Genomic DNA, 24,727 nt, shown 5'->3' on the forward strand with positions numbered 1-24,727 from the left:
CCACGGGTACGCGGCGAGCAACACCCTTGCCGTTGCCGAGTCTTCATGTCCCTGTTTCCCTCACCGGCCCTGTTGGCGCCCACATGGCGCATTCTGCGCATCGTTCTACGGGTGGCCGGAAGTCTTGTGCTGTTGGCGTGGACGCTCATCCTGGTCGCATGGTTGACGCTCCACTGGGCGATTCTGCCGCGAATCGACCATTGGCGCCCGAGCATCGAGCGCGCCGCCACGCGGGCCGTGGGGCAGACGGTACAGATCGGCGCCATCCGTGTCGAATCTCACGGCTGGGTGCCCACGCTGGAGATGCTCGACGTGGTCGTGCACGATTCCGCCGGGCGCGAGGCGCTGCGGCTGGCGCGCGTGCGTGCCGCGGTGTCGGCGGCGTCGGTGCTGCACCTCGAACCGCGCTTTCGCCAGTTGCTGATCGACGCGCCCACGCTGGAAGCTCGTCGCGATGCGCAGGGCCGGGTGTTCGTCGCGGGCATCGAGCTGCGCGGCGAAGCCGGCCGTGCAAGCAGCCCGGCCGCCGACTGGTTCTTCAGCCAGGAAGAATTCGCGATCCGCAACGGCGTGGTGCGCTGGCTCGACGAGCAGCGCGAAGCCCCGGTGCTGGAGTTGCGTGCGGTCGACTTCGTGCTGCGCAACGGCTCCCGCATCGGATCGCGTCGTCACGACTGGCGGCTCGACGCGACGCCGCCCGAAGACTGGGGGGCCCGCTTCTCGTTGCGCGGCCGCTTCACGCAGCCGCTGCTGGCGCGGCCCGGCGAGATGCAGCGTTGGAGCGGCAGCGGCTACGCCGACCTGGCCCGTGCCGACGTGCAGAAGCTGCGCCGGTATGTCGACCTGCCGTTCGAGCTGAGCGAAGGCGACGGCGGGCTCCGCGTCTGGGCCGATGTGCGTGATGGTGCGCTGGTCGGCGCTACCGCCGACCTGGCGCTGCGTGCGGTCAACGTGCGCCTCGCGCCGGACGTCGAGCCGCTGGTGCTGGAGCAACTGCGCGGGCGTGTCCGGGGCGACGTTGACGGCGACACCTATACCGTGACGGCCAGCCACCTGGCCTTCCGCACCGGCGAAGGGCTGGACTGGCCCGCCGGCGATTGGCGCCTGCGCTGGCGCCGCCCGGGCGAAGGCAGCGCCGGCGACGGAGAATTCCAGGCCGAACGACTCGACCTGGCCATCCTGGCCCAGCTGGCCGGGCGGCTTCCGCTCGGTACCGCACTGCGTGACGAGCTGGCCGAGTTGCGGCCCCAGGGGCAGGTGCAGCGCCTGCAGGCGCGCTGGCAGGGGCCGCTCGACCGGCCCACCGGCTACCGTCTGCAGGCGCGGGTGCAAGGCTTGCATCTGGCCGCGCAGCAGCGGCCCGGGAATGCGCCGGAGCGCTGGGTGGGCCGGCCCGGCGTGGCCGGGGCCGACATCGAGTTCACCGCGAGCGATAGCGGCGGCGAGGCGGCGCTGCAACTGCACGACGGCGCGCTGGAGTTTCCCGGGGTGTTCGACGAGGCGCTCATTCCCCTCGACCGCTTGGAAGCGCGTCTGACGTGGGGCGTGCAGCGCGAGGGCCGTGCGGTGGGCGACCGCGGCTTGATGCCGAACGTCCAGCTCCAGGTGCGCGACGCCCGCTTTGCCAATGACGACGTCGAGGGCACGCTCACGGCCGGCTGGCAGACCGGCCAGGAACCGGGCATCGGCCCGAATGCGCGCCTGCCCGGCGTGCTCGACCTGCAGGGACGGCTCAGCCGGGCGGACGCGACACGCACCTGGCGCTACCTGCCGTCGGGCATCCCGGCGCATGTGCGCGATTACGTGCGGCGTGCGGTGATCGAAGGCACGTCGCGTCACGTCGACTTCGCGGTGCGCGGCGACCTGTCGCATTTTCCGTTCGCCGATCGCAAGCAGGGCACGTTCCGCATCGCATCGCAGATCGAGAACGCGCGCTTCGCCTACGCACCGGCGGCCGACGGTGCCAGCGCGGATTGGCCGGCCTTCGCAGGGGTGCACGGCCAACTGGTGTTCGAGGGCACGTCGATGCAGATCCGCGATGCCCGGGCCCAGCTGTTCGGATTCCAGTTGCAGCAGGTGCAGGGCGGCATCGCGGATCTGGCGCATGCCGCCGAGCTGGTGCTCGACGGCCACGGTCGCGGGCCGCTGGGCGACGCGCTGCGCTTCGTGCGCGAAACGCCGGTCAACGGCTGGACCCAGCGCGCGCTGGAACAGGCCAGCGGCAGCGGCGACGCCCAGCTCAAGCTGGGTGTGCGCATCCCGCTCGACGACGTCCGCCGCGCCCGCGTCAGCGGAGAACTCGGCTTGCTGGGCAACGAGGTGCAGGTGACGCCGGCCACGCCGCGCATGAGCCAGGCACGAGGCATGGTGCAGTTCTCGGACAGCGGCTTCTCCGTCAAGGGGGCGTCGGCGCGGGTGCTGGGCGGCGGCGCGAGCTTCGAAGGCGGCACCCAGAAGGACGGCGTGCTGCGATTCACCGGCCGCGGCGTCGCGAGTGCCGAAGGGCTGCGCCAGGCGCGCGAGCTGGGCGTGCTGCCTTATCTCGGCGAACACCTGAACGGCCAGGCGGCCTACCGGATCGGGCTCGCCGTCGTGCATGGGTATCCCGAGCTGTCGATCACGAGCGATCTGGTGGGTTTGGGCACGACGCTGCCGGCGCCGCTGGCCAAGCCCGCCGAGGCCGCCTGGCCCCTGGCGATACGCACGACGGTGGACGGCACGTCGCTTGCGGCGGGCCAGCCGGGGCGCGACCGCGTCGCGATGCTGCTGGGCGACGTGCTGGAGCTGCGCTACGAGCGCGAGTTGCGCGACGGCGCGGCGCAGGTGGTGGCCGGCAGCATCGGCGTCAACCGGCCGGCACCCGAGCCGGTTGCCGGCACCGCGGCGGCGGTGCGTCAGTCGCGGCTCGATCTCGACGCCTGGCGTGCGGTGGCGCAGTCGTTCGAAGGCAGTGGCGCGGCGGCCGGTGGCGACGGCGGCGATGCGGGCGGCTCGGGCTACGTGCCGTCGACGATCGCCCTGCAGGCCGACGAACTGACGGTCGACCAGCGCCGGCTCACCCGTGTGGTGGCCGGGCTGTCGCAGCAGGCCGGGCTGTGGCGCGTCAACCTCGACGCCGACCAGCTGAACGGTTATGTCGAATACCGTCCGCCGGGCGGCTCACGTTCGAGCGAGGGGGGGCGCGTGTACGCGCGGCTGTCTCGGCTGTCGCTGCCGGAAAGCGCAATACAAGGCATCGAGTCGCTGCTCGACAAGGAGCCGCAGGCGGTGCCTGCGCTCGACATCGTGGTCGACGACTTCCAGCTGCGCGGCATGAAGCTCGGGCGTATCGAGGCCGAGGCCAGCAACTGGCGCACCGCCGAGATCCGCGAATGGCGGCTCGACAAGTTCCGGCTGACCAACGCGGATGCGCGGCTGGAGGCCACCGGCCACTGGCGCGGCGTGGCCGGTGGCAGCACGGCCCGGCGTGCGGTGATGGACTTCGAACTCGACGTGGCCGACAGCGGGCAGTTGCTCGAACGCCTGTCGTTGGGCCCTGTCGCACGGGCCGGCAAGGGCCGTCTGCAGGGACAGGTCAGCTGGCTGGGCTCGCCGCTGTCGCTCGACTTCCCCACCATGGACGGCAGCTTCAACGTCGACATCCACCAGGGCCAGTTCCTGAAGGCCGACCCCGGCATCGCGAAGCTCGCGGGCGTGCTGAGCCTGCAGTCGCTGCCGCGGCGCCTGACGCTCGACTTCCGCGACGTCTTCCAGGAGGGCTTCGCGTTCGATGCCTTCACCGGCGACGTAAAGATCGAACGCGGGGTCGCCTACACCAACAACCTGCGGCTGCGCGGCGTGACGGCTGCGGTGCTGATGGAAGGGCGCGCCGATATCGCGCACGAGACACAGGACCTGCGGGTGGTCGTGGTGCCGGAAATCAATGCCGGCACCGCGTCGCTGGCGTATGCCGCCATCAACCCGGCGATCGGGCTCGGCACCTTTCTTGCGCAGTGGTTCCTGCGCAAGCCGCTGATGGAAGCCGGCACCCGCGAGTTTCACGTCACGGGCCGCTGGGACGACCCCAAGATCGAGCAGGTGCCGCGGAAGCGGGCGCAAAGCGCCGTTCCCGAGCGCGAACCCGACGCGGTGGTCGTTGTCGTCGGCCGCCATCCGCCGCTGGCCGAAGGAAAAACGCCCCGATGAAGATCGCCGCCGTGCAAATGGTCACCTCGTGTTCGGTACAGGGCAACCTGGAGCGCGCCCAGGAACTGATCGCCGAGGCGGCCGCTGCGGGCGCCGAGCTGGTGGCGCTGCCCGAGAACTTCGCTTTCATGGGCCGGGCCGATCGCGACAAGCTGGCGCTGGCCGAGCCGCTCGACCAGGGGCCGATCCAGGGCATGCTGAGCGGTGCCGCACGGGCGCACCGGATATGGCTGATCGGCGGCTCTCTCCCGCTGGCGACGGACGACCCCGAGCGGGTCGGGAACACCACGATCGTGTACGGCCCGCGCGGCGAGCGCGTTGCGCGCTACGACAAGATCCATCTGTTCCGCTATGACGAGCCGACCGTTGGTGGCGGCTCACGCGCCTACGACGAAGGTGTGGTGCTGCGCGCCGGGTCGCGGCCGGTGGCCTTCGCGGTACCGCGCGACGAGCACGACTGGCGCGTGGGCTTGAGCATCTGCTACGACCTGCGGTTTCCCGAGCTGTACCGCGCGCTGATGCAGCCGCCCTGCGATCTGATCGCGGTGCCTTCGGCCTTCACCTACACCACCGGACGGGCGCACTGGGAGCTGCTGTTGCGCGCCCGCGCCGTCGAAAACCAGTGCTACGTGATGGCGCCCGCGCAGGGCGGCGTGCACGAGAACGGCCGCCGCACCTGGGGTCACACGATGATCGTCGACCCCTGGGGCGAGGTCGTGGGGCTGCAGGACGAAGGCGAGGGGATCGTGCTGGCCGAGCTGGACACCGCGCGGCTGGCCGACGTGCGCGCCCGGCTGCCGGCGCTCGGGCACCGGTGCCTGGGCACCTGACGCATCAGCGCCGGCCGAGCATGTAGCCGACCGCGAGGCCGGCCAGTGCGGCCAGGCCGGCCACCTTCCACGGTTCTTCGTGGACGTAATCGTTGGTTGCGCTGGCGGTGTAGCGCACGCGCCGGCCGATGCCGTGGCTGGCCTCGGCCACCGCCTCGCTGGCTCGGTGCAGTGAGTCCTGCAGCCGGTCCTTCAGCGCCCGCAGCTCGGGCAGTTCGGCCATCGCCGGGTTGGCCACCAGCTCGGTGACATCGGCTTCGAGGTCGGCCCATTCACGTTGCAGCAGTGCAGCCGTGTCGTCGGCCGGAGGACGCGGGTAGCGGCGGGTGGATCGCTGAGCAGTGCCTTCGGAACGCGGCAGCGGCTGGACGGTCGAGTCCTTGGAAGTGTCGGTGGGCATGGGTGGGGCTCCTCTCGTCTGGAATGGCAATGATGCGGGCTGGGCCCGGGCAAGATCAAGCGGGTGAATGCGCGAGGCTGCACCGGCAGGCGGCGTGCCCAAGCGGGCCGTCACGCCAGGCGCGAGGCCACACGCAGTGCGTCGAGCGCCTGCGCGACGCCGTCGAATTCGTTGGACTTGTCGAAGAAGTGGTGTGCGCCGAGCGACAGGCAACGCTCCCGGACCAGGCGGGTGCTGGTGTTGGTGAGCACCATCGTCAGCGGGCGCCGATCTTGCTTATGCAATGCGGACAGCACGCCGAAGCCGCTGCCCTCACGCAACTGCAGGTCGACCACGACGGCGTCGAACTGACGGCGCGAGAGTTCCGACAACGCGTCCGCTTCGGTCTCGGCCTGTGCGGTCACCTCGAAGCCGTCGCACGTGGAGATGAGGTCGAGCAGGCGTTCGCGGATCAGCCGCGAGTCCTCGATCACCATCACCCGCAGCGGTGGTTGCGCTACACGCGCGGTGTCGTGGAACGACAGCGGAGCATCGGCGGTGACGGCGTGCGGATTCATCGGGACTCCCTCATTCGGCGGCCGGGGAGGCTGCCGTACAGCGGTCTGCGCAAAAGAACGGTAGATGCGAGACTACGCGGCCCGAAGGGTCTCGTCTGTAGGCCGGATGCCGACGCTTGCAGTTACGAGTTCATTGGATCAGGCCGTTCTTGACGGCGTAGTACGTCAGTTCGGCATTGCTGCCGAGCTGCAGTTTTTCCAGCAGGCGGCTGCGATAGGTGCTGACGGTCTTCACGCTGATGAACAGCTCGTCCGCGATCTGCGTGACCGACATTCCGCTGGCCAGCTTGCACAGCACCTGGAACTCGCGTTCGGACAGGTCCTGGTGCGCCGGCCCCGCGCCGGGCTGGTCGAGCCGGCTCGCAACCAGGTCGGCCGCGGTGGCACTGAGATAGCGGCGGCCCTGCAGCACCACCCGGATCGCACGCAGGATCTCATCGACGTCGGAGTCCTTCTTCAGGTAGCCGTTGGCCCCGGCGCGCAGCAGGTTGATCGCATACTGCTCCTCGGGGAAGGCGCTGACGATCAGCACCGGAATGTCTCCCAGGTGGTTGCGGATCAGGCGCAGCGTGTCGACGCCGGTGCGGTCGGGCAGCGAGATGTCCAGCAGCACCAGGTCCCACTCGCCTTCGCGCAGCAGCGTCAGCGTTTCGGCGCTGGTGGCGGCCTCGCCGGCGACGCAGAGGTCGGGCTCGGCGTCTATCAGTTGCTTGAGCCCGGCGCGAACGATCTGATGATCGTCCGCCAGCAGAATGCGTTTGCGGTCCACGGCGAGGCTGGGGGTGTGACGTGAGGCAGTCTGGCACAGCGCCTCGGACGGCGTCAAAGCCGTGCCGTCGGAGCTGCCTTTGATCGGGTGTTGCATGGAGCGTGTCGCAGTGGGTTGAACGACAAAAAGGAAGGCTGCGCGAGCGAGCCTTCCCCGAGTGGCGGCCGCACGGCCGGCTTACATCTTCTTCTTGGTGCTCTCGGCAGCGTCCTGCACCTTCTCGCCGCCGCGTTCCACGTCCTTGCCCATGCCCTCCACGGTGTTGCAGGCACTGAGCGCGAACATTGACGCCATCATGGCGGACACCAAGACAAACAAGCGATTCTTCACGGCATTTCCTCCTTCAAGGTGCGGCAACGGAAAGGGGCGGGCTGCGCCGCCCCGTGATATCCGGCAAACGGCGTGCCCGCTTCCTGGGAGCGCCGATTGCTTCAGCGAAGACCCGTCCGGCAAGGCTAGCCGCCCCGCTTGAACAGCCCGATCAGGAACGAGATCACCGTCAGCGCGACGAAGACGAAAAACAGGATCTTCGCGATGCCGGCGGCACCGGCGGCAATGCCGCCGAAGCCGAACAGGGCGGCGACGAGCGCGATCACGAAGAACACGGCGGCGTAATAAAGCATGGACATCTCCTGGGTGGCTCCGGCTGGCAGGAGCGCCGGCCCGCCGGGAAAACACAAGATTGATGGCTGAATCGTAGGAAGGGAAGACCCTGCGCGCTGTAGGTTTGCTTTGTCTCGAACTGTCGGAAGCCTCTTACACCTGCACCGATGTCCACCACACCACAACGATCAGCCCCCGCTGCACCGACACGGTGGCAAACCATCGCGGCGCATCTGAAGGCTGCTCGACACGAGGTCGAGGCGGCTGCCGCTCGCTCGGGCCAGGTGCCCGTCACGCTGCTGCGCCGCCTGGCGGTGCTGCGGCTGGCCGTGCCGATCACGCTGCTGCTGGGCGGTTCCATGTTGTGGGTCAACGAGCAAGGCTACCAGCGGCTGGAGGACATGTATGGCGACCTGAAGCGTGCGCGCAGCGTGGCGCAGGAACTGAACAACCTGTCTTTCCTGGCCGCGCGCGTCGACGCGACGCAGGCGGGCTACCTGCTGGCGCGCTCATCCGACAGCTTGGAGCGCCACCGCGCCACGTTGCGCGAGATCGTCTCGGCGCGTGAACGGCTGACCGGTGCCGATGGCGACGGACCGGTGCAGCCCGAGATGGAGGTCGTGCTGCGCTATATCGACGCCGAGCGGGCCGAGTTGCAGCGGCTGGACGCCTTGCCGCCGGTGACCGGCCTGACCGACGTGGACGCACGGATCCAGCCCAACCCGGTGTCGGACGGCACGCTGCGCGAGGCGCTCGGACGTCTGGTGCAGCAGGAGCGCGAACGGCTCGAGCAGGCCGAGACCGCCGCGGCCGCCGAGGTGCAACGCCAGCGCTGGTGGTCGCTGATCTCGATCGCCTTCGGTGTGTTGCTGCTGATCCTGCTGTTCCAGACCTATCGCACCGAACTCGACGAAGAGCAGCGCATGGCGCAAAGGCTGCAGCACGAGCGCGACCGGCTCGAGCGCGCGGTGCGGCAGCGCACGCGCGAGCTGTCGGAGCTGGCGACGCACCTGCAGCATGTGGCCGAGCAGGAGAAGATGCACCTGGCCCGGGAGCTGCATGACGAACTGGGCGCCATCCTGACTGCGAGCAAGATGGACGTCGGCATGCTGCTGCGCCGGCGGCTGGAGCCAAAAGAGACCGCCCTGCAGACGTTGATCCGGCTGCAGGAGACGCTGGAGCGGGGCGTACAGATCAAGCGCCGCGTGATCGAGGGGCTGGTGCCGACCACGCTGCGCAACCTCGGGCTCGCTGCGGCACTGGACGTCTTGGCCGAAGAGGTCGAGGCGAGCAGCGGGCTGGTGATCCAGCGTCGCCTGCCCGACGAACTGGCGCTGGACAGCGAGCGCAGCATCGCGGTTTACCGACTCGTGCAGGAAGCCTTGACCAACGTGCAGAAACACGCGAAGGCCTCCAGGGTCGAGCTGTCGATCGAATTGGACGACGACCTGCTGTCCCTGCGGCTGCGTGACGATGGCATCGGCATCGGCAGCGCGCGCGCGCAGAAAGTTAAGCTGAAGAGCCACGGGCTGCGCGGCATGAAACACCGCGTCGACGCCTTCCACGGCCGCTTCGAACTGGTGCCGGCTGCGGGAGGCGGCACCGAACTGCGCGTCGAACTGCCGCTGCAGGACGTGAACGAGGACGACCCGGACGTCACCGAGGAGGCCGCGTGAGACAGGATGCTTGTCTCGGCGCCGCATGAACCGAGTGATGCCGCTGAACCGGTTTCGCCCCGTGAGAGGCGGCCGGAGGCCGTGGGGGAGGCCTATCGCTTGCCGAACATCATCTGGCGTGCGAGCAGGGACTTGGCCGGCCCGAGCCGTTGCAGCGCTGCCAACCCCAGGCCGCGTGCCGTGCCGAACCCCGGCAACTGCCACGTGAAGCTGCGAGCGAGGAAGTCGGTCGCAGCGATCGTTCCCCAGCGGTCCGGCGCGCGGCGCAGCTCGAGGTTGCGCAATGCGGCGTCGATGCCCGCTTCGCGCCCCAGCAGTCTCACCAGCTCGAAGGCGTCGCGCAGGCCGAGATTCAGGCCCTGGCCGGCGACCGGGTGCAGGGTCTGCGCGGCGTTGCCGATGCGCACGGTGCGTCCCTGCACCAGCGTGCGCTCGGCATTGAGACCGAGCGCGAACTGCTTCAGCGGCGTGATGCCGGTGATGCGGCCGACGCGAGGGTGGAACACGTGGTTCAGTACCGCGACACGCTGGCTGTCGTCCAACTCTCGCACCGGGTCGTCGTCGCGGGGAACACACCACACCAGTGCAGCGCGGGGACCACCAGCGCCTGCGGGCAGCGGCAGCAGCGCCGCCGGCCCATGGGCCGTGAAGCGCTCGAAGGCCATGCCGGGCGGCGGGCCGTCGACGTTCACCTGCCCGACCCAGGCGGTCTGGCGATAGTCGTGCGTCAGCGACTTGCGCGCCTGGTCGGCGAACACGCCGCCTTCCGCCACCACCACGAGGTCGAAGCGTTCGGCGATGCCGGCATCGACCTCGACGCCGCCGTCGACGGCCTTCAGGTCGGCGACCTTGACACCGAAGCGTGTCGTCAGCCGGGCGGGCTGCAGGGCTGACGCGTCCAGCCAGGCCTGCTGCATCGGTGCCACCAGACTGCCATAGGTCAAAACGGCGCCCAGCATCGGCACGCCCTCGCGAGCGGCTTCGATCGTCACTTCCGGTTCGCCCCAGCGCGCCAGCAGCGGCGCCGGTTGCTGCTGCGAGACGTGCACGGCGAGGATAGGCTGGGCGTCGGCGGCCGGCCAGCAGCCGAGCCGCCGAAGTAGCTGCACACTGCCAAGCGACAGCGCCAGCGTGCGGGGGTCGCGGCCGATGTCGACCTCATGCGTACGCGCGTCGAAGAGAGTGATGCAAGCCTCGGGCAGTTCGCGGCTGGCAATCAGAGCGAGCGCCAGGCCGGCGGGGCCGGCGCCGACGACGGCGATGCGCGGCCCGTTGACGGCTGAAGAGGGAGGCAGGTCAAGTGTGGCCATGCCTGTGAGCATAGCGCCGCCGTACTTGCAGGCCGAGCGCTCGCAGATCGCACGGGGCCGCTGGAGGGGGGATGCGCCCCCCTTAACCCGGGGGGCGCTACGAAAGGGGAAGGCATTTACTATCCGTTGCACATTCACCGCCCTCGTTCGTTCCTCAAAGGGAGAGGCTTCATGAAGTTCAAATCGATCGTTGCGTCCACCGTGGTCGCGTTTGCGGGCGTCGGTCTCGCGCCTGCGGCGCATGCCGACGACCTCGGCCTGATTGGCTCGGCCTGGACCTGGTTCGGCAACTCGTTCGGCCGCACCCTGGCGAGCTTTACCGACTACTACACCTTCGAGGTAGATGGGACGTCGGGAGTCGTGGGCGGCACGCTCGAGCTCGATTTGGGCAAGCTCTACAACGTCAACGTGGCCTCGGTCAGCCTGAGCGGTGAAAGCCTGTCCGGCGATCTGGTCGACTTCGACCCGTCCAACGGCTTCACTTTCAGCAATCTGCTGGCCGGGTCCTACACCATGACCGTGAGCGGGAGCGCGCCCGGCGCCTTCGGCGGCTCCTATGTGGGTGCACTGCACGCCATCGCTTCGCCCGCACCCGAGCCAGAGGTCTACGCCATGGCCGCACTCGGCCTGCTCGGTGTCGGCTTCGCCGCCCGGCGTCGCAAGTCGCGCTGATCCTCGGTTTCGCGCCACTTCGTTCCACGCGGCCGCGACTGGGCACTGCGCTCAGTCCCGGCCGTTCGTCTTTCCACGGATCCGCTGCCCATGCCTGCCATCGCACGCGTCGTTTCCCGCCCGGTATTGACGGGCCTGATGTTGCTGAGCCTGGCCCTGCTCGCCGCCTGCGGCGGCGGCACCAAGCCCGCTCAGCCGACGCAGGTCGCGGCCAAGGTGAACGACGGCGAGATCTCGGTGCACCAGGTGCAACTGGTGCTCAGGCGCAACCCGCGGCTGGTGGCCGAGCACCGCGAAGCGGCCGGGCGCAAGGCGCTGGACAACCTCGTCGAGCAGGAACTCGCGGCGCAGGCGGCCCGTGAGGCGGGGCTGGAAACGGCGCCCGACGTGATCCAGTCCATCGAGGCGGCCAAGCGCGAGGCGCTTGCCCGTGCCTGGCAGGACCGGCTGGCCGAACGGGCCACGGCGGCCAGCACGGACGAGGTCGAGCGCTACTACGACGAGCATCCCGCACTGTTCGCGAAGCGGCAGATCTACAGCGTGCAGGAGTACGCCGTGCAAGTGGCCGGCGAGCAGCAGGCCGCAGTGGTCGCCGCGATCGATGCGACCCGCAGCCCACAGGAACTGCGTGACGTGCTGAACGCACGCGGACTGCGCTTCAACGCCCGCCCGCTGGTGCTGCCGGCAGAAGGCGTGCCGCTGCCGGTGCTCGACAAGTTGGCGGCAGCGTCGCCCGGCCTGTCGGTGGTCGATGTTCGGCCCGCGGCTCTGCAGATCCTGCATCTGGTCGCAGCGCAACCAGCGCCGCTCGAGCGTGCGCAGGCACGCAGCGCGATCGAGGCCTTTCTGCTCAACGAGCGCCGGCGCCAGCAGGTCGAACAGGGCATGACCCGTCTGCGCCAGGCCGCGCGCGTCGAATACGTCGGCAGCTTTGCGGCTGCCGCGTCTGCGGCGCAGTGAGGCCGGGGCGAGAGCCCGAAATGCAACCGGCTGCCGACTCCACCCTCGAACACCGTGCGGCCTTGCGGCCGTCTCGGCTGGCGGGCGGCATGGACGCGCCCTCGCTGTGGCTCGTCGTCGCCGGGCTGGGCGCGCTGTTCGGGCCCACGTACTGGGACCTGGCCTACGGCCGCTATGCCGGCTACAGCCAGGGCTACGAATTCCTCGCGCTGATCGTCAGCGGCTGGCTGCTGTTTCGCCGCCGTGAAGATGTCGCCGCGTTGCCCACCGTCGGCTCGCGCGGCGCGGCGGTGGCCCTCGGCATCGCGCTCGTGGTCTACGCATTTGCTCGCAGCCAGCAACTGCTGCGCATCGAAATGGCGGCGCTCGTGTTCGCGTTCGCGAGCCTGCTCGTGTGCGTCAAGGGCTGGGCGGCGCTGCGCCGGCTGTGGTTTCCGGTGTTCTTCCTGCTGTTCACGATCCCGCTGCCGTACTCGCTGGTGCTGCAGCTGACCGGCCCGATGAAAACGGCCGTTTCGGTGATCGCGACCTGGCTGTTGCAGGCGGCCGGTTACCCGGTGGGTCGCTCGGGCGTGGTCATCACCGCCGGGCAATACCAGTTGCTGGTGGCGGAAGCCTGCGCCGGCCTGCAGACGATGTTCACGCTCGAAGCGATGGGCTTGCTCTACGCGAACCTGATGGGCTACGGCGCCTGGCTGCGCAACGTGCTGTTGAGCGTTGCGGTGGTGCCGATGGCCTTTTTCGCGAATGTCGTGCGGGTGCTGCTGATCGTGCTGATCACCTACCACTTCGGCGACGAGGCCGGGCAGGGCTTCATCCACGGCTTCGCCGGGCTGGCGCTGTTCGCGGCGGCGCTGGCGGCGATCGTCGGCGTCGACGCGTTGTTCGGCCGCGTGTTGCCGGATCGGCAGGTGCGATGAGCCGGTCGCGCCGCCTGGCCCTGGGACTGGCCGCCGCCATGGCAGGCGCAGCGCTGCTGGCGGCAGTTGCACGGCCCACCGCGCGCATCGACGAGGCCCGCGCGTCGCAGCGGCTCGAAGACCTGTTTCCGCGCACCGTCGGCGCGTGGCGTGTCGACGAGCTTCATCGTGCGCTGGTGCGACCGGCCGAAGGCGGCGACAAGGCGTACGGCGTGTACGACCAGGTGCTCGAGCGAACGTATGTCGACCCCGCAGGACAGCGTGTGATGCTGTCGGCTGCCTATGGGGGAGAACAGTCGGTCGGCCTCGAGATACACCGGCCCGACGCCTGCTATCCGTCCAATGGATTTCATATCGACGGCCGGCACGTCGTCGAGCTGGCGGTGGCCGGTCAGGTCATTCCGGTCACCCGGTTGCACGCGCACAAGGTCGGTCGCTCGGAACCTCTGACCTATTGGGTCGTGCTCGGCGACGCCGTCGTGGCCGACGGCTGGGAGTTCAGGCTGCGGCAGCTGCAAACCGGTCTGCGAGGCCGTTTGCTCGACGGCATGCTGGTGCGGCTGTCGTCGATCGACACCGATGTCGAGCGTGCGTACGAATTGCAGGCACGCTTTGCCGCGGAACTGGCTGCCGCATTGCCGGCACCCGCGCGGCAGCGTGTCGTCGGCGACGCCTCGCCGCAGCGTTGAATCCCGTCAACACGAGGCTTCGGCCCTGTTCAGCGCCCGGAACGTCAGCGGCGCGGCCGCCTTGATTCAAGGTCTGCGGTGAGGTCTGTCAGCGCCTTTTGCGGCGGTCCTGCCCGGTGGAAAGGTAGTAGGCGCGCTTGGCCTCGTACATGCGTGCGTCGGCCAGCGCCACGGCACTTTCGAGCCGGTCGCCGCTTTCGCAGGTGGCCGTCCCGATCGAGAAGCTGAGTGGGGCGCCGGGGTAGAACTGGTTGTTCAACTCGACCAGCTTGAGCACGTTGTCGATCGCGTGCTGCGCGGCGCGCTCGTCGGTGCCGGGCAGCAGCATCGCGAACTCGTCGCCGCCGATGCGCGCCGCGCAGACGGGGCGGTCGGCCGCCTTTGCCAGGACCTCGCCGGCCCGGCGCAACAACGCGTCCCCGGCGCCATGACCGAGCTGGTCGTTGACGGGCTTCAGGCCGTTGAGGTCGAGGATGACCACCGTGACCGGGAAGGGCCCCTTGCGTTCCAGCCGGTTCAGCTCGTCGCTGTAGTAAGAGCGGTTGCGCAGCTTGGTCAGCACGTCGTGCTTGCCGAGGAACTCGAGATAGGCCTCGGCCTTCTTGCGTGCGGTGATGTCGGTCAGCGACACCAGCGCCAGCTCCCAGGTGGCCTCATGGCCCGGCAGCACCGAGAACTGCATGTACACGTTGACCGTCTCGCCGGCCAGCGTGTAGTTGACCGTCTCGCGCTGCTGGAACAGTTTGCCGTTCCACAGGTCGATCAGCTGTTCGGCGAAGTGTGCCTGCATGTCGTCCCGGAAGACCTCGTCGAGCCGCTTCAGGAGCGTCGGCTTGTCGGCGACAGCGAACATCGAGAGCGTCTGCTGGTTGACGTCGACGACACGGATCTCCTGCATGCAGCGCGTGACGAACTCGGGATGCACGTCGATGAAGGTGCGGAAGTCGGTGATGCCCTGGCGGCGCACGTCGTCCAGCAGGTGTTTCACGCTGCTGAAGTCCTCGACCCACAAGGACACCGGCGAATGCTCGAACAGCCCCCGCGCGTACTGTTCGCTGTGCAGCAACTCGCGCTGCGCCTGCATGCGGCTGGTGATGTCCTCGATCGACAGCAGCACGCGGTCCCAGGTGTGTTCGTGCCCGGGCAGCAGGGTCGCATTGAGCAGGATGTCGAGCCGCTGGCCCGACAGCGTGTAGTTGACCGTCTGGCTGCGAAAGCGCGTGGCGCCGTCCCATAGCGCTGCGAGCTCCTCGACGTGCTGCTCGAACATGTCGTCACGGAACACGCTGTCGAGCTGCGACACCAGGTGATCGACGTCGTCGGCGCCGAACAGCTCGAGCGTGCGGCGGTTGACCTTCAGCACGCGCAGGCAGCGCGAACATTCGGCGACCTTGTCGCGGTGGGTGTACAGATGCTCGCGCAGGTCGGTCACGCCGTCGGCGCGCCAGCGCTCGAACAGTCGCTTCAGCTCGCTGTAGTCCTCGAGCCACAGCGAAACGGGCGCCAGCTCGAACATGTCGGCGAATTCGCCGCCGGCCATTGCAGTCATCACCACCCTCCCTGCGTCAGGCCGCGCGCATCAGCGCCTCGATCTCGTCGGCATGCACCGGCACGCCCCGTGTGATCAGCTCGCAGCCCCCGGGCGTCACGACCGCGTCGTCCTCGATGCGGATGCCGATGTGCCAGTAGCGTTCCGGCACGTCCTCGGCCGGGCGCACATACAGGCCGGGCTCGAGCGTCACGACCATGCCCGGCTGCAGCACGCGCGACGGTTTCTTGACGACACGCCCGCCCAGGCCGTCGGGCTGCTCGACGGGCGCTTCGTCTTCCTGCACGTAGCTGCCCACGTCGTGCACGTCCATGCCGAGCCAGTGGCCGGTGCCATGCATGTAGAACTGGCGGTAGGCGGCCTGTTCGATCACGTCGTCGACGCTGCCGTGCTTGTCGGCGTCGAGCAGCCCGGTGTCGAGCATCCCCTGCGACAGCACGCGCACGGCCGCATGGTGGGCATCGCGCTGGCGCGCGCCGGGCCGCGTCGCGGCGACGGCGGCCTGCTGCGCGGCGAGCACGATGTCGTAGAGCTCGCGCTGCGGCGCGGTGTAGCGGCCGTCGAGCGGGAAGGTGCGCGTGATGTCGCTGGCGTAGCCGTCGAACTCGCAGCCGGCGTCGATCAGGCACAGCTGGCCGGAGCGCAGCTCGGCGTTGCCGGCGGGGTAGTGCAGGATGCACGCGTTGGCGCCGGCCGCGACGATGCTCGGATAGGCCGGCGACTGGGCGCCGCGGCGGCGGAATTCATGCAGCAGTTCCGCCTCGAGGTGGTACTCGTACCAGCGGCCGTCGAAGGCACTGCGCAGCCAGCGCGCGCTCTGCTGCATGGCCCGCACGTGCGCGGCAGCCGAGATGCCCGCCGCATGGCGCATCGTCGCCAGCTCGCCGGCGTCCTTGATCACGCGCATCTCGTCGAGCACGTGGCACAGGTCGAGCAGTGCGCGCGGCGGCTCCTGCCCCTGGCGCTCGCGCGAGCGCACGGTGGCGATCCAGTGCTCGATGCGGGTGTCCAGGCCCTCATGGACCCCGAACGGGAACCACACGGCGCCCTGGTTGGCCAGCAGCTGGGGCATCTGATCGTCCAGCGCTTCGACGGCGAAAGCCTGGTCGACGCCGAGCACCGCCGGGGCGGCGCCTGGCCCCAGGCGCACGCCGTCCCAGATCTCGCGTTCGGTGTCCTTCGCGCGGCAGAACAGCGTGGTGCGCCCGTGCTCGTCGATCACCAGCCAGCTTTCGGGCTCGCCGAAGCCGCTCAGGTAATGGAAATGGCTGTCGTACCGGTACGGGTAGTGAGAGTCGCGGTTGCGCGTGCGTTCGGCCGCGGTGGGCAGCACCGCGATGCCGCCGCCGTGCTGGCGCATCGTGTCGGCCACTCGCTGGCGGCGTGCAATGTAGGTTGTGCGGTCCATGGGATGTGCAGAGCCGATGTAGCGTCAGTCTAGTGTGCTGCCTTGCAAAAAAGCTGCGCAGCAGACGTCATTTTCTTTGGCGGCTTTTCTCCTGCAGGCGGCACCCGCTCGGGAAGCGTCTTTTCAGCAAAAGAAAAGCGGAGCCCGCAGGCTCCGCTTCGTGGGCACGTCGCAGGAGGCGGATCAGCCTGCCTCGCAATACCGCGGTTCGGACGTGGCCGCAGGCGCCGGCGGCGTTGCGCTCCAGCTCTGAACCGGCGTCACCGTGATGTTGCAGCGCTCGTCGACGGTGAAGTCGAACGCGCTCCACCAGCCGGTGATGTTGGTTTCACCGGCCGCCGGCGTGAACACCTGGCGTTCGCCTGCCGCGTTCAACTCCACACGCACCGGCGAGCCGGTCATGCCGGGCGTGTGCGTGCCGTCGTAGTTGTGCACCAGGTAGCGATAGGTGCCGACCATCAGGCGGCGCACGGTCACCACCTCGGGCCCGTAGCTCGTGACGTCGTCCACGTCCAGGTTGGCCCAGGGCGCGGCCGTCAGCGACCCTTCGTTCTCGAAGTACACGTGAGCGCCGTTCGGCAGGTACAGGTGGGAGTCCACGTCTTCCGGCTGCTGGCCCCAGGTCAGCTTCACGCTCACGTTGGACTCGGCGCTGCCGAGCACCAGGCAGTCTTCCAGGGTCACCGCCGCGGCGTGCGGGCCCACGGTCAGCGTGTTGCTCATGCGCGACTCCAGCGTCGAGGTCAGGATGGCGCGAGCGTTCGGCTTGATCGGGATCGTGAAGTTGCCTTGCGCATCGGTCAGCACGCTCGAGGTGCCGCTGTAGTCGATGCCCTCGGACGCCACGCGCGCGCCCTCGACCGGCTCGCCGCTTTCATTGCGCAGGCAGCCGGTCACCTCGATGGCGTCGTAGAGGCTGTCGGCGTTCCAGACGCTGAAGTGGCTCACGGTGCCTTCATAGTAGGTGCCGTCTCCCGACAGCACGGCAGTGCCTTCCTCGACCCAGTAGCCGGTGTCTTCGTCGAAGTGGAACAGCGGCACGGTGGCAGGGGGGGCCGGCGCGCGTGTCGCCACCGGGATGCGCACCGTGGCGGTCTGCCCCTCGGCCAGTTGCAGCTGGCGGCCCTCGGCATCGCGAATGTCGACCGACATCGCACCGAAGCTTTCCATCGGGCGCACGCCGTCATCGGTGCGGGCGGTGAAGTCGCCCGGCATCAACTCGACGTTGGCGGCCGGGTCGATCGGCGTCAAGCGCACCGTCGCCTGCCCGGTGGCAGCGCGCCCGGCTGGGTCGACCAGCGCGTTCGCCGCAAGCACCACCTGCGCCGGGCTGCCGGCCACGGTCGCCGTGCCGCCGGTGGCCACGGTGATCAGGCTCTCGCCGGCCACCGGCAGCAACTCGGCGTCCACCGTGCTGGTCTCGCCGTCGTCGACCGCCGTGACGCGCATCGCTTCGGCAAAGCCTGCCGCCTCGACGTGCACGACGGCGCGCTCGGTTTCGTCCACGTCGGTGAGGCGGTAGCGCCCGTCGGCACCGGTGAAGGTGCGCTTGTCGCCGACGCTGACGCGTGCGTCGCTCACCGGCTGCCCGGTGCCGGCATGCGTCACGCGCCCGCTGACGGTGCCCTCGTCATCGCCGCCCCCGCCGCCGCAGCCCGCCAGTCCGGCGGACAGCACCAGCCATCCCGCCCACCGCGTCCACGGCGAGCGCGCGCTCGAAATTCGATTCATGTGTTGACCCTGAGTTTTTTGGTTGATCCGGCCGGCAGATGCGCAGCCGCGCCATTGGCAAAGCTGCCATGGCGGACAAGAATATAAAAGAGATGAGCGAGTGCTTGCTCCCCCTCATGGGTACGTTGTGCGGGCATCTTGCACGTGCTACGCGCCCTGTGAGCGGGCGATCCAAGCCGAGACGACGATTGGGGGATTGGGCAGCCGTTAGCCTGTGCGAGGCGCCCGCTTCTGCCCAGCCGGCCGCACGGCTTGCGGGGAGCGGTTTTCCTTTGCACTGGAGATACACGCATGCAATACCGACGATTGGGGCGCAGCGGCCTGCAGGTCAGCGAGCTGTCCTACGGTTCCTGGGTCACCTATGCCAACCAGATCGACACGGCCGCTGCGCGCGAATGCATGGCCGCCGCGTACGACGCCGGCGTCAACTTCTTCGACAACGCCGAGGTCTATGCCGCCGGCCGCAGCGAGGTCGTGATGGGCGAAGCGCTCAAGGCGCTGGGTTGGCCGCGCATGAGCTATATCGTCTCGACCAAGTTCTACTGGGGCCTGGCCGAGGGGCCGAACCAGAAGAACACGCTCAATCGCAAGTACCTGATGCAGGCCATCGACGGCTCGCTGCAGCGGCTGCAACTTGATCACGTCGACCTGGTGTTCTGTCACCGCCCGGACCCCGGCACGCCGGTCGAGGAGACAGTGTGGGCGATGAGCGACATGATTCGCCAGGGCAAGGCGCTGTACTGGGGCACCAGCGAATGGAGCGCCGACGAGATCCGCGCCGCCTGGGAGATTGCCGAGCGTCATCACCTGCACAAGCCGGTGATGGAACAGCCGCAGTACCACTTGTTCCACCGCCTTCGCGTCGAACAGGAGTACGCCCGGCTGTACGAGGACATCGGCCTGGGCCTGACCACCTGGAGCCCGCTCGCCTCGGGCCTGCTGACGGGCAAGTACCGCGGCGGCATCCCGGCCGACAGCCGCGGCGCGATGGAGCACATGGGCTTTCTGCGCGAGCAACTGACCGACCCGGCGAAGAACGAGGCGGTCGCCGGGCTTGACGCGCTGGCGCGCGAGATCGGCGGTACCGTGACGCAGCTCGCGATCGCCTGGTGCGCGAAGAACCCGCGCGTCAGCACCGTGATCACCGGCGCATCCCGGCTGACGCAGCTGCGCGACAACCTGAAGGCTGCCGAGCTGCTGCCGCGGTTGGCGCCGGAGGTGCTCGCCCGCATCGACGAGCTGACGCTGGCGCTGGCCCGGTGACGCCCGCGCCGGACAAAAAAATGCGGGGCCGTGGGGCCCCGCTTGTCTTGCCTGACCTTCGGCCAGGAGCCGGGTCAGAAGCGCACGCTCGAGATCAGGGTGCCGTGCAGTAGGTCGGCGTCGACGAGCCCGACGGCGCGGGTGCCGAGGGGCTCCACGTGTTGACCGGCGTGATCGAGATGCGGCACTGGGCGTCGACCGTGAACGAGAACACCGTCCACCAGTCGTTGCCGGCGGCCTCGCCGCTCGGCGGCGTGAACACGCGCCGGGTCCCGTTGGCATTGAACTCGACACGTACCGGCGACTGCGTCATGCCCGGGTCGTAGGTCTCGGAGTAGTTGTTCACGGCGTAGCGGTAGGTGCCGACCATCAGGCGGCGCACCGTGACGACTTCCGGCCCGAAGCTGGTGGTGTCGTCGACGTCGAGGTTGGCCCACGGGGCAGCGGTCAGCGTGCCTTCGTCCTGGTACCAGATGTGCGAGCCGTCGGGCAGGTAGAGGTGCGAGTCGACGTCGTCGGGCTCGGCGCCCCAGGTCAGCTTGACGCTGACGGCCGAGGCGGTGCTGCTGAGGGTCAGGCAGGTGCCGAGCGTCGTGGCCGCCGTGTAGGGGCCGACCGACACCGTATTGGTCACACGTGTGCCGGCCAGCGAAGACAGTGTGGCGCGGCCGTTGTGCTTGATCGCGATCGTGAACTCGCCATTGGCGTTGGTGGTTGCGCTGGACGTGCCGCTGTAGTCGATGCCGTCGGAGACGATCCGGATGCCGGAGACCGGCTGGTTGTCCTCGTCGCGCACGCAGCCGGTCACGTTCACCGACGCATAGAGCCGGTCGGCGTTCCAGGTGCTGAAGTGCGACACGGTCCCCTCGTAATAGGTGCCGTTGCCGCCCAGCGTCGCGCTGCCTTCTTCTTCCCAGCGCCCGGTGCTCTCGTTGAAATGGAACAGCGGAATGGTGTTCGGCGACGTGGCCGAACGGGTGGCGACCGGGATGCGGATGGTCGCGGTCTGGCCCTGCGCCAGGTTCAGGCGGTCGCCGGCACTGGAGCGGATGTCCACCCGCATCGCGCCGAAGCTTTCCAGCGGCTGCACGCCGTTGGGCGTGCTGGCGGTGAAGTCGCCGGGCATCAGGTCGACGTTCACGGCCGGGTCGATCGGCGTCAGCTCGACGCTGGCTTGCCCGGTGGCCGGCGTGCCGTCGGCGGCCACCAGCGCGTTGGCCGGCAGCACCACCCGGGCCGGGGTGCCGGGCACCGTCGCCGTGCCGCCGGTGGACACCGTGATGACGCTCTCATGGGCGACGGGCAGCAGTTCGGCGGTGATCGAGCGCGATGCGCCGTCCACCACCGGCGTGATCCGGAAAGTGGCTGCGTAGCCCGGTGCTTCCACCTGAGCGACGGCACGATCGGCAGCCGCCACCTCGGGCAGCGTGAAGCTGCCGTCGGCACCGGTCTGCGTGCTGTACTCGCCGATCGTGACCGAGGCATTGGCCAGCGGGTTGCCGGTGGCCGCGTTGATGACAGTGCCCGTCACCGTGCCAACCGAAGCCGGGGGGTCGACGGGATCGCCGCCGTCGTCATCGTCATTGCCGCCGCCACCGCCGCCGCAGGCGGCAAGGCCGATCGTCATGGCTGCCGCCAGGGCCCACAGCCGCCACGGCTTGTGTGTCTTCTGTGCTGTTCGCATTCGTTTGCCTTGCTGAATCCGGGTTGAAGCTGCCGCTGCGGTCGTCGCTGCCCGTCGAGCGGCCGGGAAGATAGGCAGGTAACTTATGGTTACCCGCCGCTCGCGGACGATAGCGAATTGCGTGTCCTGCGGCTTCGACCATTTGGCCGAAGCAACGGCGTAGCGGAACCGTGGTAGCTCACGGGGACGGCGCGCCACACGCTGCGCAGGTTCGACCCGGACCCGCGCTCGGGTTCATCGCACTGTCACGAGGCCTTCCAACAATCGGGCGCTTTTGGGCCGGATACAGGAAGAAACATGAACACCACGTGGAAGCGCTGGGGCGCGGGTTGCCTGACGCTCGTGATGACCGCCGCCTTGCTCGCCTGCGGCGGTGGCGGCGATGATGATGACGACGCAGGCGAGGCGACACCCACCGCGCTGGCGCTCAGCGAGCTGGGGCGCTACACCTCGCCGCAAGGCGAAACAGCGGCTGAGATCCCCGCCTATGACGCCGCCAGCCGTCGCGTGTTCGTGGTCAACGGTGCGCTCGGTTCGCTCGACGTCCTCGACCTGAGCGACCCGGCCGCGCCGGCCCTGGTCCAGACGCTCGGCGTCGACGCGGTCGGCGCGGGTCTGGGCGGCATCAACAGTGTGGCAGTGCGCGGCGGCATCGTCGCGGTGGCCATAGAAGCCGCCGACAAGCAGCAGCCTGGCACGGTCGCCTTCTTGCGCGCTTCCGATCTGGCGTTGCTCGGCCAGGTCCAGGTCGGCGCGCTGCCCGACATGGTCGTCTTCTCGGCAGACGGCAGGACGGCGCTGGTGGCCAACGAAGGCGAACCCAATGCCGACTACAGCGTCGACCCGGAGGGCTCGATCAGCGTGATCGACGCCAGCGACCCGGCTGCCCCCGTTGCGCGCACGGCGGGTTTCGCGGCCTTCAACGGGCAGCTCGACGCGCTGCGTGCCGCCGGTGTGCGCATCTACGGCCCCGGTGCCACGGTGGCGCAGGACGTCGAGCCCGAGTACATCGCGGTGTCGTCCGACGGCAAGACCGCGTGGGTCACGCTGCAGGAGAACAACGCGCTGGCCATCGTCGACGTCGAGTCGGCCACGGTGCAGTCCATCGAGCCGCTGGGCTACAAGGACCACCGCGTCGCCGGCAACGGCCTCGACCCGAGCGACCGCGACGCTGGCGTCGACATCCGGGCCTGGCCGCTGCTCGGCATGTACCAGCCGGATGCGATCGCGGCTTTTCGCGTCGGCGGCCAGACCTACCTGGTCACGGCCAACGAAGGCGACGCGCGTGAATACGACACCTTCGCCGAAGAGACGCGCGTCAAGGACCTCACGCTCGACCCGGCCGTCTTCACCGATGCGCTGTGCGGCGGCCCGTGTGCCGACGACGACCGCCTCGGCCGCCTGAACGTGACAGCGGCGCTCGGTGCAGGCGCCGACGGCCACACCGCGCTGTATGCCTTCGGGGCTCGTTCGTTCTCGATCTGGGATGCGGCCGGCACGCTGGTGTACGACTCGGGCGACGATCTCGAGCAGCGCACCCGGGCGCTGCCCAACGTGCTGTTCAACGCCGGCAACGACGAGAACGCGCTCGACAACCGCAGCGACAACAAGGGGCCGGAACCCGAGGGCGTGGCAGTCGCGCGCTTCGGCGCGAAGACCTACGCCTTCATCGGGCTGGAGCGCGTCGGCGGCGTCGCGGTCTACGACATCAGCACGCCGGCGGCGCCGGTGTTCGCGACCTACCTCAACACGCGCGACGGCGACGCCGGCGACCTGGGCCCCGAGGGCCTGGTGGTGGTGCCGGCGGCGGACTCGCCCAACGGCAAGCCGCTGCTGATCGTCGGGCACGAGGTGAGCGGCACGACGGCGGTCTATCAGATCGACTTGGCGTACTGAAGGGGTGAAGGCCGGCGCACCGGCCGCGTTCAACGGGGCTCGGCGTCCGGCACGCGCGCCTGTCTGAGCGCCTTCAGGCGCTCGCGCAACTCGCGCTCGGACGGGTCGATCGGCGGCTTGCCGGCGCGCTTGCGTTCGTTGGCGACGCGATGGCGCAGGTCTTCGACTTGCTGCATCTGCAGCCGCACGAAGTTAGCGACGTTCTCGACCTTGCCCAAGCCGCCCGGCACGCCGGTGCGGGGCAGCTTGACGGCCTTGCCGTCGTCCGTTTCCAGTGCCAGATAGCAGGCGCCGAAGGGGCCGAACATGGCCTTTTCGTGGACGTGCACCTCCGCCAGGTGCGAAACCGGCACGCGGCGAGCCGACTGCTGCCAGCCACGCCGCCAGGTGACGAACTTGACGCTGGCGGCCACCCGCTCCCAGGTCCACAGGTCCCAGCCGATCGCCGCCAGCCAGGCCAGCGCCGCCAGCCCCGACAGCCACCCGAGGTCGAAGCTCCAGGCGGCCCAGGCCAGGCCGCCGGCCGCGGCCAGCGCAAGCCACAACGGAATCAGGTCCTTCTCGCCCGGCGTCCAGATCGAGCGCTCGTAGAGGAAGGAGTCGGTGTGCTCGCCCGACAGCGGCGTTGCCGCCAGCATCACCGCCTTGGCGATGCGCACGATCAGCTGCTCGAGCAGCGCCGCTGCAGCGACGTACGCCAGCAGGGCCCCCAGGGTCGCGAGGTTCATGGCGCCTCCTTCGGTTCGGGCGGTGGCCGGGAGCCTTCGCCGGCAGCGGCGTTCAGCGCTTCCAGTTGTGCGGGCGTGCCGACGTTCTCCCAGCGGCCCGGGTAGGCCTCGACGCCGATGCGGCGCTGCCGCATGCCTTCGTAGAGCAAAGGCCCCAGTTGCGCACGCGCACCCGGCTCGATGCCCGCACACAATTCGGCGCGCAGCAGGGCCAGGTTGCTGTACGTCCAGCGTTTGCCGTCCAGGCCGGAACCATCGGCCATGCCCAGACCGCCAGCGCCGATGCCGAAGTCCCCGCGAGGATGGAACGGCGGGTTGGGCACCAGCCACAGATGCGCCAGCCGTTCGCTGGCGGCAAAGTGTTGCGCGACCTGTGCGTCGAAGCGGAAATCGGGTGCGTAAATGTCGCCCGAGATCACCCAGAAACAGTCGCCGAGCCACGGCAGGGCCTTCGCGATGCCGCCGGCGGTCTCCAGCGCGCCGCCGTGATCACGGCCTTCCATCGAGTAGTGCAGCTTCAGGCCCCAACGCGAGCCGTCGCCGAGGGTGGCGGGAATCTGCTCTTCGAGCCAGGCTGTGTTGATGACGACCTCCTCGACCCCGTCGCGCGCCAGGGCTTCTAGATGCCAGACGATCAAGGGCTTGCCGGCCACCGGCAGCAGCGGCTTGGGGGTGTGGTCGGTCAGGGGACGCATGCGTTCGCCGCGCCCGGCCGCCAGCACGATGGCCTTCAGGTTCTTGCTCATGGAGCTTTCATCAGGCGTCGCGGCCGTGCCGCCACGCCTCAGGTTTCAATCGGGTTCCCATTCGCTGGCGATTATCGGGGCGCATTTACAATCCGGGATTCCTCTCAACCCCTACGCACCCCCGTTCAACCGGCTCGAATGAGACTTTTTT

General features: G+C 69.1%; 21 protein-coding genes. 9 read left to right on the plus strand and 12 right to left on the minus strand.

Going from position 1 to position 24,727, the window contains the following annotated elements; genetic code table 11:
- Positions 1-45 precede the first annotated feature (45 nt).
- Together M8A51_RS06890 and M8A51_RS06895 are read left to right on the plus strand one after the other, a co-directional pair.
- The gene (locus tag M8A51_RS06890) at positions 46-4,185 is read left to right on the plus strand and encodes a YhdP family protein (RefSeq protein WP_251777456.1); all 4,140 of its coding nucleotides are present in this window, start codon (positions 46-48) and stop codon (positions 4,183-4,185) included.
- Positions 4,182-5,015 carry a carbon-nitrogen hydrolase family protein gene (locus M8A51_RS06895; RefSeq protein WP_251777457.1) on the plus strand — a complete coding sequence of 278 codons (834 nt, stop codon included), beginning with the start codon at positions 4,182-4,184 and terminating at the stop codon, positions 5,013-5,015. Before M8A51_RS06890 ends, M8A51_RS06895 begins: the two co-directional genes overlap by 4 nt.
- A gap of 4 nt (positions 5,016-5,019) precedes the next feature.
- Here the strand turns inward: M8A51_RS06895 and M8A51_RS06900 are convergent, their stop codons facing one another.
- The 5 genes from M8A51_RS06900 to M8A51_RS06920 form a co-directional block, all read right to left on the minus strand.
- Positions 5,020-5,415, minus strand: coding sequence for a DUF883 family protein (locus M8A51_RS06900; protein ID WP_251777458.1), 396 nt, complete (start codon positions 5,413-5,415; stop codon positions 5,020-5,022).
- 110 nt (positions 5,416-5,525) lie between these two features.
- The gene (locus M8A51_RS06905; RefSeq protein ID WP_251777459.1) at positions 5,526-5,972 is read right to left on the minus strand and encodes a response regulator; all 447 of its coding nucleotides are present in this window, start codon (positions 5,970-5,972) and stop codon (positions 5,526-5,528) included.
- Between the two features lie 130 nt (positions 5,973-6,102).
- Complete coding sequence (locus tag M8A51_RS06910) at positions 6,103-6,741, minus strand: response regulator (protein WP_251777569.1); 639 nt, start codon at positions 6,739-6,741, stop codon at positions 6,103-6,105.
- A gap of 177 nt (positions 6,742-6,918) precedes the next feature.
- Positions 6,919-7,038, minus strand: a complete 120-nt coding sequence (locus M8A51_RS06915) for an entericidin A/B family lipoprotein (protein ID WP_251777570.1) — start codon at positions 7,036-7,038, stop codon at positions 6,919-6,921.
- 158 nt (positions 7,039-7,196) lie between these two features.
- Positions 7,197-7,364: a DUF1328 domain-containing protein gene (locus tag M8A51_RS06920; RefSeq protein WP_047197264.1), complete on the minus strand. Its 168-nt coding sequence runs from the start codon at positions 7,362-7,364 to the stop codon at positions 7,197-7,199.
- Between the two features lie 147 nt (positions 7,365-7,511).
- Here M8A51_RS06920 and M8A51_RS06925 point away from each other — a divergent pair, with 147 nt between their 5' ends.
- A complete protein-coding gene (locus M8A51_RS06925; protein WP_251777460.1) occupies positions 7,512-9,020 on the plus strand; it encodes a sensor histidine kinase in 1,509 nt (502 codons plus the stop codon).
- Between the two features lie 92 nt (positions 9,021-9,112).
- On the opposite strand, the gene M8A51_RS06930 is transcribed toward M8A51_RS06925, so the two are convergent.
- Positions 9,113-10,330 (minus strand): FAD-dependent monooxygenase, encoded by a 1,218-nt coding sequence (locus M8A51_RS06930; protein WP_251777461.1) that lies wholly within the window; start codon positions 10,328-10,330, stop codon positions 9,113-9,115.
- A gap of 171 nt (positions 10,331-10,501) precedes the next feature.
- Here M8A51_RS06930 and M8A51_RS06935 point away from each other — a divergent pair, with 171 nt between their 5' ends.
- The 4 genes from M8A51_RS06935 (at position 10,502) to epsI (ending at position 13,571) form a co-directional block, all read left to right on the plus strand.
- Positions 10,502-11,002 carry an FxDxF family PEP-CTERM protein gene (locus tag M8A51_RS06935; protein ID WP_251777462.1) on the plus strand — a complete coding sequence of 167 codons (501 nt, stop codon included), beginning with the start codon at positions 10,502-10,504 and terminating at the stop codon, positions 11,000-11,002.
- Between the two features lie 90 nt (positions 11,003-11,092).
- Positions 11,093-11,962, plus strand: a complete 870-nt coding sequence (locus M8A51_RS06940) for an EpsD family peptidyl-prolyl cis-trans isomerase (RefSeq protein ID WP_251777463.1) — start codon at positions 11,093-11,095, stop codon at positions 11,960-11,962.
- Positions 11,963-11,982: 20 nt separating this feature from the next.
- Complete coding sequence (gene xrtB, locus M8A51_RS06945) at positions 11,983-12,882, plus strand: exosortase B (RefSeq protein WP_251777464.1); 900 nt, start codon at positions 11,983-11,985, stop codon at positions 12,880-12,882.
- Positions 12,879-13,571 carry an exosortase-associated protein EpsI, B-type gene (gene epsI, locus M8A51_RS06950; RefSeq protein WP_251777465.1) on the plus strand — a complete coding sequence of 231 codons (693 nt, stop codon included), beginning with the start codon at positions 12,879-12,881 and terminating at the stop codon, positions 13,569-13,571. Before xrtB ends, epsI begins: the two co-directional genes overlap by 4 nt.
- A gap of 88 nt (positions 13,572-13,659) precedes the next feature.
- On the opposite strand, the gene M8A51_RS06955 is transcribed toward epsI, so the two are convergent.
- The 3 genes from M8A51_RS06955 to M8A51_RS06965 form a co-directional block, all read right to left on the minus strand.
- Positions 13,660-15,120 carry a sensor domain-containing diguanylate cyclase gene (locus M8A51_RS06955; protein WP_251777466.1) on the minus strand — a complete coding sequence of 487 codons (1,461 nt, stop codon included), beginning with the start codon at positions 15,118-15,120 and terminating at the stop codon, positions 13,660-13,662.
- Positions 15,121-15,136: 16 nt separating this feature from the next.
- The gene (locus M8A51_RS06960; RefSeq protein ID WP_251777467.1) at positions 15,137-16,528 is read right to left on the minus strand and encodes an aminopeptidase P N-terminal domain-containing protein; all 1,392 of its coding nucleotides are present in this window, start codon (positions 16,526-16,528) and stop codon (positions 15,137-15,139) included.
- Positions 16,529-16,711: 183 nt separating this feature from the next.
- Positions 16,712-18,259 carry a carboxypeptidase regulatory-like domain-containing protein gene (locus tag M8A51_RS06965; protein ID WP_251777468.1) on the minus strand — a complete coding sequence of 516 codons (1,548 nt, stop codon included), beginning with the start codon at positions 18,257-18,259 and terminating at the stop codon, positions 16,712-16,714.
- Positions 18,260-18,550: 291 nt separating this feature from the next.
- Between M8A51_RS06965 and M8A51_RS06970 the strand changes: the two genes are divergently transcribed.
- Positions 18,551-19,522, plus strand: coding sequence for a potassium channel beta subunit family protein (locus M8A51_RS06970; protein WP_251777469.1), 972 nt, complete (start codon positions 18,551-18,553; stop codon positions 19,520-19,522).
- Positions 19,523-19,616: 94 nt separating this feature from the next.
- Here M8A51_RS06970 and M8A51_RS06975 read toward each other — a convergent pair whose 3' ends face one another.
- Positions 19,617-21,149: a carboxypeptidase regulatory-like domain-containing protein gene (locus M8A51_RS06975; RefSeq protein ID WP_251777470.1), complete on the minus strand. Its 1,533-nt coding sequence runs from the start codon at positions 21,147-21,149 to the stop codon at positions 19,617-19,619.
- A gap of 354 nt (positions 21,150-21,503) precedes the next feature.
- Between M8A51_RS06975 and M8A51_RS06980 the strand changes: the two genes are divergently transcribed.
- On the plus strand, positions 21,504-23,102 hold the full coding sequence (locus tag M8A51_RS06980) for a choice-of-anchor I family protein (RefSeq protein ID WP_251777471.1): 1,599 nt from the start codon (positions 21,504-21,506) through the stop codon (positions 23,100-23,102).
- 29 nt (positions 23,103-23,131) lie between these two features.
- On the opposite strand, the gene M8A51_RS06985 is transcribed toward M8A51_RS06980, so the two are convergent.
- Complete coding sequence (locus M8A51_RS06985) at positions 23,132-23,830, minus strand: hypothetical protein (protein ID WP_251777472.1); 699 nt, start codon at positions 23,828-23,830, stop codon at positions 23,132-23,134.
- A complete protein-coding gene (gene murU / locus M8A51_RS06990) occupies positions 23,827-24,576 on the minus strand; it encodes an N-acetylmuramate alpha-1-phosphate uridylyltransferase MurU (protein ID WP_280926011.1) in 750 nt (249 codons plus the stop codon). The genes M8A51_RS06985 and murU overlap by 4 nt, the downstream gene beginning before the upstream one ends.
- Positions 24,577-24,727: the final 151 nt, after the last annotated feature.

Source organism: Caldimonas mangrovi, from assembly GCF_023721835.1.
Taxonomy (GTDB): domain Bacteria; phylum Pseudomonadota; class Gammaproteobacteria; order Burkholderiales; family Burkholderiaceae_C; genus Caldimonas; species Caldimonas mangrovi.